At 42.9% G+C, this 13,885-nt stretch carries 4 protein-coding genes and 5 pseudogenes; 4 read left to right on the forward strand and 5 right to left on the reverse strand.

Features of this window, described 5'->3' with window-relative positions; translation table 11 throughout:
- Positions 1–276: 276 nt before the first annotated feature.
- The 3 genes and pseudogenes from DXA05_RS03610 (at position 277) to DXA05_RS26975 (ending at position 3,776) form a co-directional block, all read left to right on the forward strand.
- Positions 277–2,090: pseudogene (locus tag DXA05_RS03610) on the forward strand (sugar-binding domain-containing protein).
- 155 nt (positions 2,091–2,245) lie between these two features.
- Positions 2,246–3,337 (forward strand): annotated as a pseudogene (locus DXA05_RS03615) (sulfatase).
- A 307-nt stretch (positions 3,338–3,644) separates the two neighbouring features.
- Entirely contained in the window at positions 3,645–3,776 is a 132-nt protein-coding gene (locus tag DXA05_RS26975) for a hypothetical protein (RefSeq protein WP_284515395.1), read from the forward strand.
- A 102-nt stretch (positions 3,777–3,878) separates the two neighbouring features.
- Here the strand turns inward: DXA05_RS26975 and DXA05_RS03620 are convergent.
- From DXA05_RS03620 to DXA05_RS03640, 5 genes and pseudogenes are all read right to left on the reverse strand, one after another.
- A pseudogene (locus DXA05_RS03620) lies at positions 3,879–5,403 on the reverse strand (sulfatase-like hydrolase/transferase).
- Between the two features lie 563 nt (positions 5,404–5,966).
- Positions 5,967–7,345: pseudogene (locus DXA05_RS03625) on the reverse strand (sulfatase).
- A gap of 34 nt (positions 7,346–7,379) precedes the next feature.
- Positions 7,380–8,756 (reverse strand): arylsulfatase, encoded by a 1,377-nt coding sequence (locus DXA05_RS03630; RefSeq protein WP_118218239.1) that lies wholly within the window; start codon positions 8,754–8,756, stop codon positions 7,380–7,382.
- Between the two features lie 55 nt (positions 8,757–8,811).
- A complete protein-coding gene (locus DXA05_RS03635; RefSeq protein WP_004310842.1) occupies positions 8,812–10,182 on the reverse strand; it encodes a sulfatase in 1,371 nt (456 codons plus the stop codon).
- An 18-nt stretch (positions 10,183–10,200) separates the two neighbouring features.
- Positions 10,201–11,793 (reverse strand): arylsulfatase, encoded by a 1,593-nt coding sequence (locus DXA05_RS03640; RefSeq protein ID WP_162487422.1) that lies wholly within the window; start codon positions 11,791–11,793, stop codon positions 10,201–10,203.
- Between the two features lie 301 nt (positions 11,794–12,094).
- On the opposite strand from DXA05_RS03640, the pseudogene DXA05_RS03645 reads away from it, so the two are divergent.
- Positions 12,095–13,878: pseudogene (locus tag DXA05_RS03645) on the forward strand (sugar-binding domain-containing protein).
- Positions 13,879–13,885: the final 7 nt, after the last annotated feature.

Below are 13,885 nucleotides of genomic sequence, written 5' to 3' on the forward strand. Positions count from 1 at the left end.
AAATAACGGTTCAATAAAGAATAAAAATCAGTCAATTCCCCTTTTATACCACCAAAAACTCTTTAATTTGATCAAAAAGAAGAGTTCAATAAAGAATAAAAATCAGTCAATTCCCCTTTTATACCACCAAAAACTCTTTAATTTGATCAAAAAGAAGAGAATTTATTGTTTTTTGAACGGCAAATTTCCTTTATTCTCTTTTAATTCCCCTTTCTTTGCAATATCCTTTTAATAGAATTTATATCTAATAACTAACTATATTTTTATACCATGAACATGAAAAAGAATTTTCTAACAATGCTGCTTGCATTGGCTTTATGCAGTTCGACTTTTGCTCAATGGAAACCTGCCGGTGACAAAATCAAGACATCGTGGGGAGAACAGCTTGACCCTAAAAACGTATTGCCGGAATATCCGCGTCCTATCATGGAGCGCAACGACTGGAAAAACCTGAACGGGCTTTGGAAATATGCAATCACTCCCAAAGGTACTCCTGCACCTGCTGCTTACCAAGGCGATATTCTTGTTCCTTTTGCCGTAGAATCGTCTTTATCAGGCGTAGGCAAAATGATAAACGAGAAAGAAGAACTGTGGTACCAACGTACTTTCGACGTTCCTTCTGCCTGGCGTGGTAAACAAATCCTGTTGCATTTCGGTGCGGTAGACTGGAAAGCAGAAGTTTGGGTGAATGATGTAAAAGTAGGCGAACACACAGGCGGATTTACTCCTTTCTATTTCGATATTACTTCTGTACTTAATAAAGGAAATAATGACTTGGTAGTAAAAGTATGGGACCCTTCAGATCGTGGTGAACAACCCAGAGGAAAGCAAATAGCAAATCCTCATGGCATTTGGTACACTCCGGTTACAGGTATCTGGCAAACAGTGTGGTTGGAACCGGTAGCAACACAATACATCACTAATCTGAAAACTACTCCTGATATTGACAATAATTCTGTTAAGGTAGAAGTTGCCGCTAATACAACTTCAGCAGACAAAGTGGAAGTAAAAGTATTCGATGGCAAGAACCTTGTAGCCAAAGGCGCAGCGTTGAACGGAGTACCTGTTGAACTGGCAATGCCTGCTAATGCTAAACTGTGGTCTCCAGACTCTCCTTCCTCTACAACATGGAAGTGACTCTGTATAAGGACGGAAAAGCAATAGACCAGGTAAAGAGTTATACGGCTATGCGTAAATATTCTATCCGCAAAGGTCAGAATGGCATCACTCGCCTGCAATTGAACAACAAAGACTATTTCCAGTTCGGTCCGCTCGACCAGGGATGGTGGCCTGACGGTTTGTATACTGCACCGACAGATGAAGCATTGGTTTATGACTTGAAGAAGACGAAAGACTTCGGCTACAACATGGTACGTAAGCACGTCAAAGTAGAACCTGCACGCTGGTACACTCATTGCGACCAATTAGGATTGATCGTATGGCAAGATATGCCGAACGGTGGTCCTAGCCCACAGTGGCAGGCACGCAACTACTTTAACGGCAGAGAAGTGATTCGTTCCGCTGCTTCGGAGGCTAACTACCGCAAAGAGTGGAAAGAAATCATCGACTGTCTGTATTCTTATCCGAGTATCGCCGTATGGGTTCCTTTCAATGAAGCATGGGGACAATTCAAGACTCCGGAAATCGTAGCATGGACTAAAGAATACGATCCTAGCCGCCTGGTGAATCCTGCCAGTGGTGGTAATCACTATACTTGTGGCGATATTCTCGACCTTCACCACTATCCGGGTCCGAACATGTTCCTTTACGATCCGAGACGTGCTACCGTATTGGGTGAATATGGAGGTATCGGCTTGGTAGTAGAAGGAAACACTTGGGTGAATGACAAGAAAAACTGGGGTTATGTGAAGTTCAATACATCGGACGAAGTAACGAACGAATACATTAAGTATGGCAAACATCTGTTGGAATTGATCCAGAAAGGATTCTCTGCTGCCGTATATACCCAGACAACAGACGTAGAAGGTGAAATCAACGGTCTGATGACTTATGACCGTAAAGTTATCAAGATGAATGAAGCTAAAGTCAGAGAAATCAACCAACAGATCTGTAACTCTCTGAATAAATAGGAAATAGCAAATTAAATAAATACTCTTTTCCTTGTTGAATATCAAGACAGCACCTTTGAATTTTTAAATTCGAGGTGCTGTATTTTCATTTATAATAAGAAAGCTCTCCCATTGTCATCAGTCAGAGAGCAATGTTTCATTTAAAGGAGATTTTTATGAACAGCAAGCATATCTTCTTATCCACCTTAATCGGTCCCTTAGTAATTCCGTCACTCAATGCAGCCGAAACCAACAGACCCAACATACTATTTGTCATTTCTGACGACCAGTCTTACCCGCACGCATCGGCTTACGGATCACCCATAGCTAAAACACCGGCATTTGATTTTGTAGCCCGTAACGGCTGGTTATTCAACAATGCGTTCGTTACTTCTCCGGGAAGCAGTCCTTCGCGAGCTTCTATCTTAACCGGACTTTATCCCTGGCAAATAGCAGAAGCAGGCACTCATGCTTCCTCCTTCCCTGCCAAATATAAATGCTTTCCTGATATTTTGGCGGAAGCAGGTTATCATGTTGGCTGCACAGGGAAAGGATGGGGTCCCGGCGACTGGAAAATATCGGGACGAAAGCATAACCCTGCAGGTCCGGAATACAATAAAAGACACATTCAACCTCCTTTCAAAGGAGTGTCCAATACCGATTATTATCAAAACTTTAAAGAATTTCTCCACGCCAGAAAGGAGAAACAGCCTTTCTATTTCTGGGTCGGTTCACGTGAGCCGCATCGTCCTTATGAAAAGGATAGCTAGGAAAAAGCCAATAGAAAACTGGCCGATGCAAAAGTTCCTTCTTTTCTTCCCGATAAGGAGGCCATAAAAGGAGATTTATTAGACTATGGAACGGAAATAGAATGGTACGACAGCCAATTATCCCGTATCCTTGACACATTGAAAGAAGAGGGCGAATTAGAAAATACCCTGATTATTGTCATGGCAGACAATGGAATGCCTTTCCCCGCAGCCAAAGCAACTTGTTTTGAATATGGTATCCATATTCCAATGGCTATATGCTGGATAGGTAAGATTAACGAAGGAGGTATCAGCGATGAATTTGTAAGTGGCGTCGATCTGGCCCCAACGATCCTTGATGCAGTCGGTATACCAAATAAAGGGCAAATGATAGGTATCAGCTACTACCCTATCTTCAGAAAAAGAGAAAAGACACAGGAAGAACGATGGTTTTTGCAGGAAGAGAACGTCATGCTTCTGCGCGATATAATAATTGGGGATATCCGAGCCGTGCATTAAGAACAAAAGATTTTCTTTATATCAGAAACTTCCGTCCGGAGAGATGGCCTGCAGGTGCCCCTTGCGCTATTGATAAAAAAGGAAAACTAGAAGCAATGCATAGTGCTTATTACGACATAGACCAATGTCCGGCATGGGACTTCATTGTCAGCAACAGAGATGACAGAGAATATATCCTTATTTTCTGAAAGCAGCAGGGAAACGACCTTATGAAGAATTGTATAATGTATCTACCGATCCCGGTTGCCTTCATAATTTAGTTGGAAATGGTAAATGCACTGAAAAGCTAAATAATCTACGTAAAGAAATGGACAAATTACTTAAAAAGACCAAAGATACACGCTACTTAGATGATCCGACTCAAGATGACATCTGGGAAACTTATCCGCGTTTGAGTGGAGCAATGCGTACCTTCCCAGCACCTTTGCTCACTGACTAACATCACTCAGGCACGAATTACACGGATTAATAGGGACAAGTTTATTCTCTTTCCGTAAGATCCGTGTAATCCATGCCTACTAGTAAAAAAGTATACAGTATATTATATTCCCTCCTCTTCCTGCATGAAGATCTTTACCTGATTCCAACTATTCTTCGTATCATTCGATACTTTTTCACCAGGAGTAGAACGGCCATTCTCTACATATTGCTTCATAGCCCGCTTCATCTCTTTCACCTCATTCTCATAACGTTTATCACCAATAATGTTTTCTTTTTCCGAAGGATCTTTCACGATATCAAACAATTGCATCGGAGGGAACTTCGCCACATCAGAAGGTTTGACAGGATAGGAAAAGCCACCCGAACCTCCGTAGAACACCAATTTCAGTTGGGAAGTACGCAAAGACAAATACCCCTCTCCCGCTTCGTGCACCAAGTCTTTACGTGCAGAAGTACCTTTCTTACTCAATATCGGCCACATACTGTAACTGTCAACAGCTTCTTCTGTCTCCAAATTGTGGTTAAGCATTTGAGCAAAAGTGGCATAAAAGTCTATCAATGAGACTAAAGAGTTGTTTGTCTCTTTCCCATATTTTCCTTTCCAGGAGACAATAAGGGGAATTCTGTGTCCGCCTTCGTAAATATCGCTTTTGTAGCCTCTGTAGATGTAACTAGGAAAATGTCCTTTCTTTTCCATATCTTTCACGCCGATATAACCGGCACACCCATTATCCGAAGCAAAGACAATGATGGTATTATCCAGTTGCTTGTTTTTCTTCAATGTTTTTACGATTTGGCGCACCATGTCGTCTATCATGACTACGAAATCGCCATAAGGACCGATACTGGTTTTGCCCTGAAACTCTTTCGAGGCAATATAGGGGTGTGAGGAGCAGTAATAGGCAAATATAAAAAGAATGGTTTCTTGCTGTCTTTCTGCTCATTGATGTAGTTCAGGCTATGACGGATGATGTTGGGAAAACATTCTTCCGGTTTGAAATCGGCCCCTGCCAATCCTCCGTGCATCAGTAAAGCCAGATTCTTCTTTTGGGGTTCTATCACATGATCGGGGATGGAGGTCACTTCATCATTCTCTACATATACATAAGGAGAAATATCCAATGATGCCGGTATGCCGAAATAGTAATTAAATCCTCTGTCGGTAGGTCCGTTTTTGATCGGAAGCGAGAAATCTATATCTTTCATGCTTCTGCCATTTCCTGTATATCCCCAACTCCAGCCCAAATGCCATTTGCCAATACAAGCAGTATTATATCCATTGGCAGAAAACATCTGTGCGATTGTGCAACGTTCAGGATCAATCATTGCAGGCGAATCGCCATCAAGACCACCTCGTTTCAGCTTGGTTCGCCACGGATACTTTCCAGTCAGAGAGAATATCTGGAAGGAGTGGATAAAGCGGAAGAAGCATGGGCATCCGTAAAGGCAATCCCGTGCTCGGCCAGTTTGTCAATGTTAGGAGTATGGATTTTAGATTCGGGATTAAAGGCCGAGATGTCTCCATAACCCAAGTCATCCGCCAATATAAATACAATATTGGGCGTTTGCGCTTTTACAGCAGCTGCTGTAAGAAGTGCAGAGGAGATTGTGATTAGTTTATTCATATATTGAATGTATTAAAGCTATAGTTTATGTATGATATAACCTATCTCTTCATGTTTTCCAACCGACATGCCCGGATTATCTGACTGACATTTCAATCGTTCCACTCCAGTAGACAAGTCTTTTCACTCCAGTGAACGAATCTATGCACTCTAGTGAGCAACCCTCGTCACTCTAGTGGAACGATGGAGATGCTCTATCAATAACTGGACGATAACGAATGAAAAACATGCCGGCATAGGGTTGTTTGAATGATAAGTACCTTTCATCTGTTTTCAATGTAAATAAGATCAGCAACCATCGTCTATGCAGTCATCATGAGAAATGTATGAGAAATGCAGGATGAATACAGGGCAGATGTATGAGAAATCATTGAAAAACGAATGAGAAATAGCCGTTTTTTCGTTAAAATATCTGTAAAAAGTATGAGAAATGCCTGTATAGAAAGCATTTCTCATACCAGATATTACTGATTATAAACTCATTATCTAGATTTCATGAGAAATGAGAAATAAAAAAGATAAATCTCTTTCAGAGAGCAAGCCAAGCGGTAGCATTACGAATATTATACATTGGTTGCTTTCTTCTGCCTATTCTTAGGAGCACGCGGCCGGTCTTTATCAGCTCCAGTATCATTTTGCTGTTTCATCCATTTTTGCAGTTCCATCGTCAGTTCTGCCTTCTTCTTACTATATTTCTTCACATCCGCCAGATTATTCATTTCAAACGGATCTTTCTTGATATCATATAATTCGAACTCGGGACGATTCTTATAGCGGTTCATGATTTTATGTGCCTGATCCGTGTCCTGTGCTTTCCACGAGAGATACCATTCTGCCTTTTCAATATGCTTTTCTACGTATGTTTCCTTCGGAGTCAAGTTCCAGATTAGACGATAGCGTCCGTCTGAAATAGAACGGATTGGATATGCCGGACCTTCCGGAACATTGTTGTGAACATGATAAGCATACTTATGGTGTGTCTTTGTTTTCCCTTGAAATACATCTACCAGACTCTTTCCATCTATTACGTCAGGCACCTTTCCGCCTGCAACATCGATAAATGTAGGAAGAAGGTCTTCATATTGCACAATAGCGGAAGTCTCCGTACCGGGTTTAATGACACCCGGCCAGGAGCCACCATCGCCGACTTGACACCGGCACTCCAATTGGTCCATTTGGCTCCGGCAAATTGCGTACCCTGCTCGGATATAAAAATGACAAGAGTGTTCTGCAGCAGATTCTTTTCTTTCAGAATCTGCATAGCGTCACCCACCTGCTGATCGAGCAAGCCGACTTCTGCCAAATATCTGGCATAGTATTCACGTGTTACTTCCGTGTCGATAAACTGTGGCGGCAACTGAAGTTTCTTCCGGTCGAAAACGGAAGCGTCACCACCTGTCCAGGGAGCGTGCGAATTAATAGATGCCAAGACAAGGCAGAAAGGTTGGGAAGCATCACGTTCCATAAACTTCTCGATACCTTTGGTATGATAGTCAGTGTTTGTACTTGTACATCCTTCAGGAAATCCCGGTACTTTTTCGAAGGGGAAGTTAGCCAAAGGTTTGATATGCCATTTCCCGGCCAATCCAACCCGATAACCCAGATTTCCCAGATAAGTGGGAAGAGATTTTACATCGGCATTGACCGAGCTATGGTTGGCGTAACCGCCGTGATGCATCGGATACATACCTGTATAAACACAATGCCGGGTAGGCGTACTCATCGAAACAGAATTATACGCACTGTTGAACTTTATCCCCTGTCGAGCCAATGCATCTATATGGGGAGTCTTGTTGTTGACTGCTCCGAAACAGCCTATATCGTAATAGGAGCAGTCATCGGCTATGATTAATAATATATTAGGCTTTGAAGGAGTTTGGGCAAACCCGTTTCCTATCGCCAATCCGCCTAGGAGGCATAAACTAATCATTGATTTTTCCATCTTGTATTATTTTCAATTCATAGGGTTAACAGATTCAACGTACTACTTTCCATTCTTTAGGAGCTTTGAATCCGTCACGACCTTTACCGTAAGGTACTTCCGGTATACAAGGAGTGATCGTGTCATATTTCAGGGCAACCTCATACAAAGCTTTCACAATTTTCTCGTTTCCTGCGCTGGCATTTTTCTTTTCGTAAGGATCTGTTTTATAATCAACCAGGAAGTCCTGTTTCAAATCCAGTCCCGGTTTCATACCTTTTCTTATCAGTTTATAGTCTTTATTGACTACTGCTCCGTGTCCCAGATAAAAATCGCGGTCGATACAGGCCTTTTTACCGTTTAATACAGGGAGGATGCTGATACCGTCATATTCACGTTTCGGACGGCTGTGATCTCCTACCAAATCTTTCAATGTGGGAACAAGATCAACAAAACCTGTCACCTGTGAACTCAAGTTCTTATATTGTTTCTCTGCTTTCTTCCAATAAAGAACAGCCGGTGCATGTACCCCTCCATCCCACTCGTCAAATTTATGTCCACGCAAAGGTCCTGATGAAGATCCCGGAACACCGGCAGTGCCGTTATCACTAAAGAAGATAAAGAAAGTGTTGTCCATAATTCCTTTCTTCTTCAAGGCATCTACAATAGCACCGATTCCCCTGTCCATACAGGAAACCATTGCACTATAAGTCACTTTCTTCTGTTCTTTCGGTGTCAGGCTGTCGAAATTGTCAGTATAGAGTTTTATATCTTTTTCCTGTGCCTGCAAAGGGGTATGAGGTGCGTTATAGGCCACATACAACATAAACGGACCTTCTTTCTCGTATGCATCGATACAGCGGATGGCTTCTTTGGTTATCAATTCGGTAGAATATCCTTTGTCGTGGCAGGTTTCCCAGTCGTTGTGCCAGTCCAGTTCACCTTCACGCGTCAGGTCGAAATAATCTATCGCACCGTTCAGATGACCATAGAAATGCGAAAAGCCCCTATTCATCGGATAATGCACTTTCTTGGTATGCCCCAGATGCCACTTACCAATAATGGCTCTGTTCTTATATCCGTTACGTGCCAGCATATCGGCCATCGTTTCTTCATTCTCATCCAGTCCGTCCTCACGCCAGGGCGGAATAACAGCCGAACGGACACCAAACCGGTTCGGGTAACGTCCCGTCATCAGCCCCGCACGGGTAGGCGTACTGATGGGAGAAGTGTAAAAGCGTTCGAGTTCCACTCCTTCGCCCACCAGAGCATCCAAACAGGGAGTCTTGATTTCACTACCATGAAATCCTACATCACCCCAACCCAAATCGTCGGCCAATACAATCACAATATTAGGACGCTCTGTCTGCGCATGAAGAAATGCCGGAAGCAGAGTACATCCACAAAGCAAACCAAAAAATTCTTTTTTCATGATATACGATTTATAAATAACATTCTGTGTTTCATTCGTTTTGATGTGTGACGGTTTATTTTCTCTTTCCCGGCATGTGTTCGAAGGCACGCATCTCGGTAGGTTGTCCTTCGTCTCCACAATCCTTCATCCAGCGTTTCAACTCTTTATCCAAGCGGCTGATGGTAGAAGCTTGTTTCGCGTCCTCCGCCAGATTCTTCATACAATACGGGTCGTTCTTCACATCATACAATTCGATAGCCGGACGATGCTGGTATTTAGTCGTCATCGCTTTTGCATGACTATCCGTTTCCGCCAGACTTTTCCACTCTTTAAACAAAGGAGATTTTGTTTCAACATTCTGGAAAGTAGCTTCCGGGGTGAGATTGACAATATATCTGTATCGGCCGTCGTATACCGAACGGATGCCATAATAAGGCGATCCGGCATTGATGCCTCTCGTGGTCTGAAGGGAGAAAGAATATTTCTTGTGTGCTTTCTTCTTGCCTGTCAATACCGGTTTAAAGCTTTCTCCATCTACTTTTGCCTGCGGCTTTCCTCCTATTATATCGACAAAAGTAGGGACAATATCTACGTATTCTACCAACGCGTCACTTACGCTTCCCGGCTTAACCACTCCCGGCCAACGAACGATACAGGCAGAGTGTACCCCCGCATCATAACAAGTCCATTTGGCAAAAGGCAGGCTGTTGCCTTGTTCGCTCAAATATACGACAACAGATTTATCCGTCATTTTTTCCTGATCCAAGATAGAAAGGACATTACCAAATTCCTGATCCATATAATTGATCTCTGCCAGATAATGGGTAAACAACTCGCGAGTCTGGGGAATATCTACATACATAGGAGGCAGTGTCAGTTTGTCCGCATTAAATTGAGAGGCATCGCCTTTATTCCAGGGAGTATGTGGTTGATTGGAAGCTACAAACAGACAGAAAGGTTCGCCTTTCGCCTTGCAATCGGAAATAAATTTCTGAATTGCTTCAAAATTCAAGTCCCCACCTTTCAAAGGAGGTACATAAAGGTCGAAAGGAAATACTGATTTCGGGGCAATATGCGATTTCCCGATCAACGCGACTTTATAACCCAACGGTTGCAGATGATGTACAACGCTCAATGTGCCTTCATTGGCACAAGTATGGTTAGGGTAAGCCCCGCTACGTACAGGCCATACACCAGTATATAGATTATGGCGGGTAGGCGATGACATCGGAACAGCCTGATAGGCTTGTGTGAAGCGTACTCCCTGTGTGGCAAAGTGGTCGATATTCGGAGTCTTCGAATCAACACTGCCATAACAGCCCAAATCATAATGAGAACAATCGTCGGCTATGAACAATAGGAAGTTCGGTTTTTCCGTTTGCTGGGCGAAAGACAGGCTGGTAGCTCCCAAGGCTACGGATGCACTTACTAGTAATTTATTCATTTTGTGTTCCTCCTTTATTTATTTCTTCGGATGTTTCGGTAATACAAAGTTTGCATTCGCCCATTTCTCCCATTCGGCAACTAACTTGGTAAGCACTTCAGGGTGCTGTTCTGCCAGATTGTTACGTTCGGTACGGTCTTTAACCACATCGTACAATTCCCACTCTTTTCCTTTTTCGTCGCGGATTGCTTTCCAGTTTCCCCAGCGGATCGCTCTATTGTTCTGATGTTCCCAATACATATATTCATGGATAGAGTCTGCTTTCTTTTGAATAGCAGGGAAAAGGCTACTGCCTACCAATGGATATATTTTGTTTCCGCCGTGATAAGTTTCCGGATAGGCGGCTCCTGTTGCTTCCAGGATGGTCGGCATAATGTCCGGCAGATAACCGGGAACACGGCACCATTCACCTTTCTTATTCTTCAGATTGCTTTTCCACGACACGATGAGAGGGGTAGAAATACCTCCTTCATAAGAACGGCATTTGTATTTACGGAACGGAGTATTGGAAACCTGTGCCCATGCTCTTCCGTAAGAAGGGAACACGCTACAAGCCGGATTGTTGATTTCAGACACTTTCCCGCCTCCCAATTCAGCGTATGGCTCGGCACAAGCACCGTTATCGGACAAGAACATGACAAGCGTATTATCCAACTTACGGTTCTTCTTCAGGTAGTCCAGCAGTTTTCCTACATTATAATCTACACAATGCACCTGCGCTGCATAAACGGCCATCCGGTAGGCTACTTCATCTTTTTCCTTCTCTGTCAGTTCGTCCCATTTCCGATTTTCCCATTCGGCAAACTCTGTATTCGAGTCGATAATTCCCAACTTAGCCATCCGCTTCCGTCTTGCTTCACGAATTTCATCCCATCCTTTCTCACGATAGATCTTCGTGAATTTTTGAATGTCTTCTTCTTTTGCCTGCAACGGCCAGTGAGGAGCGTTAAATGCCAGATATAGGAAGAAAGGTTTATCATCTTTCTGCTCATCAACAAAGCGAATCGCGTAATCGGTAAATGCATCTGTTGTATAATAGGGTGCTTCCGGCTCCGGAAGTTTTGTGTTGTCAAGGGTTAAGCCGCGTCCTCCCGATGGACGGAGATAACTGCAAGCTCCTGCCAAAATTCCGTAGAAGCGTTCAAATCCCCGTTGTAAGGGCCACTTTTCTTCTCCATGCATTCCCAAATGCCATTTACCTGCCATATAGGTATGGTAGCCGCCTTCTTTCAGAACTTCGGCTATTGTGACACAATTGCGGTTGAGGAATCCTTTGTATCCGGGTACACCCCAATCATTCGGACTCTTCTGGCCGGGATTTTTAAACGGGTCTTCGGACATCTGACCGATACCTGCCTGATGTTGATATAGTCCTGTCATTAAACTGGCCCGGGCGGGGCAAGAACGTGAAGTGTTGTAGAATTGTGTGAAACGTACTCCTTTGGATGCCAACGCATCAATATTAGGGGTCAGTATTTCTCCACCATAGCAGCCGATATCGGAATAACCCATATCATCTACCATAATCAGTACGACATTCGGCTTCTCTTGTGCCGAACAAAACGATGCCATCAGTAAGGGGGCAGTCATTAAGAAATTCTTCTTTACCATAGTATTATCAATTATCTGGAAAACAAAAGTAGAGAAGTTTAAGGAAAAGGAAGGAAAAATGCTAATCAATAAAGAACAAAATCAGGTATATGTGATACCCGAAAAGAAAATTCCCTATTTAAAAGACAATAGTTCCCTTCTATTTTCAACATTTGATTCAATGTTACCACCAATGTTTTTTAGAATGAACAGCTTTTTTCTTTTATTGAACAATATGTTTCCTCTTTTGTATGTCAAATGTCCTATCTTTGTATAAACTAATACACTTTGCGCACAAAACGCAAAACAAAAAAAATAAATAATGAAAAAGGCACATCTGATTTTGGCCGGCTTATTGTTATCCTTTACATTAAACGCAGCCAATGATATTCCTCGTCCGGAATATCCAAGACCTCAATTTGAAAGATCCGAATGGATTAATCTCAACGGTGAATGGACATACGAGTTCGACTTCTCCAATTCGGGGAGAAGCCGGCGGTTGACAATAGCCAAGCAATTCAGTAATACGATTACCGTCCCTTTCTGTCCTGAAAGTAAACTGTCAGGAGTGAATTATACCGATTTTATCAATCAGATGTGGTACCAACGTCCCATATCCATACCTTCCGACTGGGAGGGAAAGAAAATCATACTGCACTTCGGAGCGGTCGATTATTATGCAGAAGTCTTCATTGACGGGCATTATGTAGGCAGTCATTATGGAGGAAGTTCTTCTTTTTCAATGGATGTAACTCCTGCCGTCAAAGCGGGACAAAAGCACAACCTAGTTGTTTATGTCACGGATGATGCCCGTTCAGGGCTTCAAACTATCGGTAAGCAATCTACCCGGATATCTCCTTATGGATGTTTCTACTCCCGTGTCACAGGTATTTGGCAAACCGTATGGATGGAAGCTGTTTCTCACTATGGTCTGAAATCAGCCGTAACCACTCCGGATATTGATGAAGAGCAGTTAATCATCACACCCGAATTTTATCAGGCATCCAATGATAGGACGCTTCAAATCACCTTGTATGACAATCAGAAAAAGGTGGTTCAAAAAACTGTAAAATGTAACAACGGAACTCCTGTCATCCTTCCCATTAAAAACATGAAACTCTGGAGTCCCGAAGATCCACACCTTTATGATATTGTCTACAGTATCAAAAGTCCGACCGGAGAAACCGTAGATGAGGTAAAATCTTATATAGGTATGCGTAAGGTGCATACGGCAGATGGAATGATCTATTTAAACAATGAACCTTACTTTCAACGCCTCGTCTTAAATCAGGGATATTATCCGGATGGACTCTGGACTGCTCCAAACGACGAAGCTCTGAAAAATGATATTCTATTAAGCAAAGCTGCCGGATTCAACGGAGCACGTCTTCATCAGAAGGTATTTGAAGAAAGATTCCATTACTGGGCCGACAAATTGGGATTTATAACTTGGGGAGAATCTCCCAACTGGGGGATGAATATCAAGAACGAAGTAGCATCACGCAACTTCCTTAGCGAATGGGCAGAAGTTATCACACGGGATCGCAACCACCCGTCAATCATCACCTGGGTTCCCTTCAATCAGCCGCTTGAAGACGCATTAACCCTCCTGACGGGTACAATGATGCGCCTGTGCATCGGTACCTATCAACTGACCAAAGCCATAGACCCTTCACGTCCTGTGAACGGTATTGCAGGAGATGTGCATTTCATGAGTGATATATGGAGCATCCGAAACTACGAATCTGATGCCATGCGTTTTGCACAGCACTTGAAGCCTAACAACAGAATGGCATTTTACAACAACCAGCCTTTTTTCATCGGAGAATTCGGAGGTATACTTTGGACAGAATCTACCAAACGGGATAACTCATGGGGGTATGGAGGTATGCTCACCAACGAAGAAGGATCTACGAACGGCTGGAAGGGTTGATACAGACAATAGCTTCCTCACCGGACGTTACAGGATTTTGCTACACGCAATTGACCGACATTGATTTAGAGAAAAATGGAATTTATTATTATGACCGACGTCCCAAGCTGGATATGCAGCGTATTAAGACTATCTTCGAAAAGATTCCAAGCAGACCGAAAAAGATAAAATAGTAAGCTA

Origin of the sequence: Bacteroides sp. AM54-2NS, from assembly GCF_003602935.1 — a bacterium.
GTDB classification, from domain to species: domain Bacteria; phylum Bacteroidota; class Bacteroidia; order Bacteroidales; family Bacteroidaceae; genus Bacteroides; species Bacteroides xylanisolvens.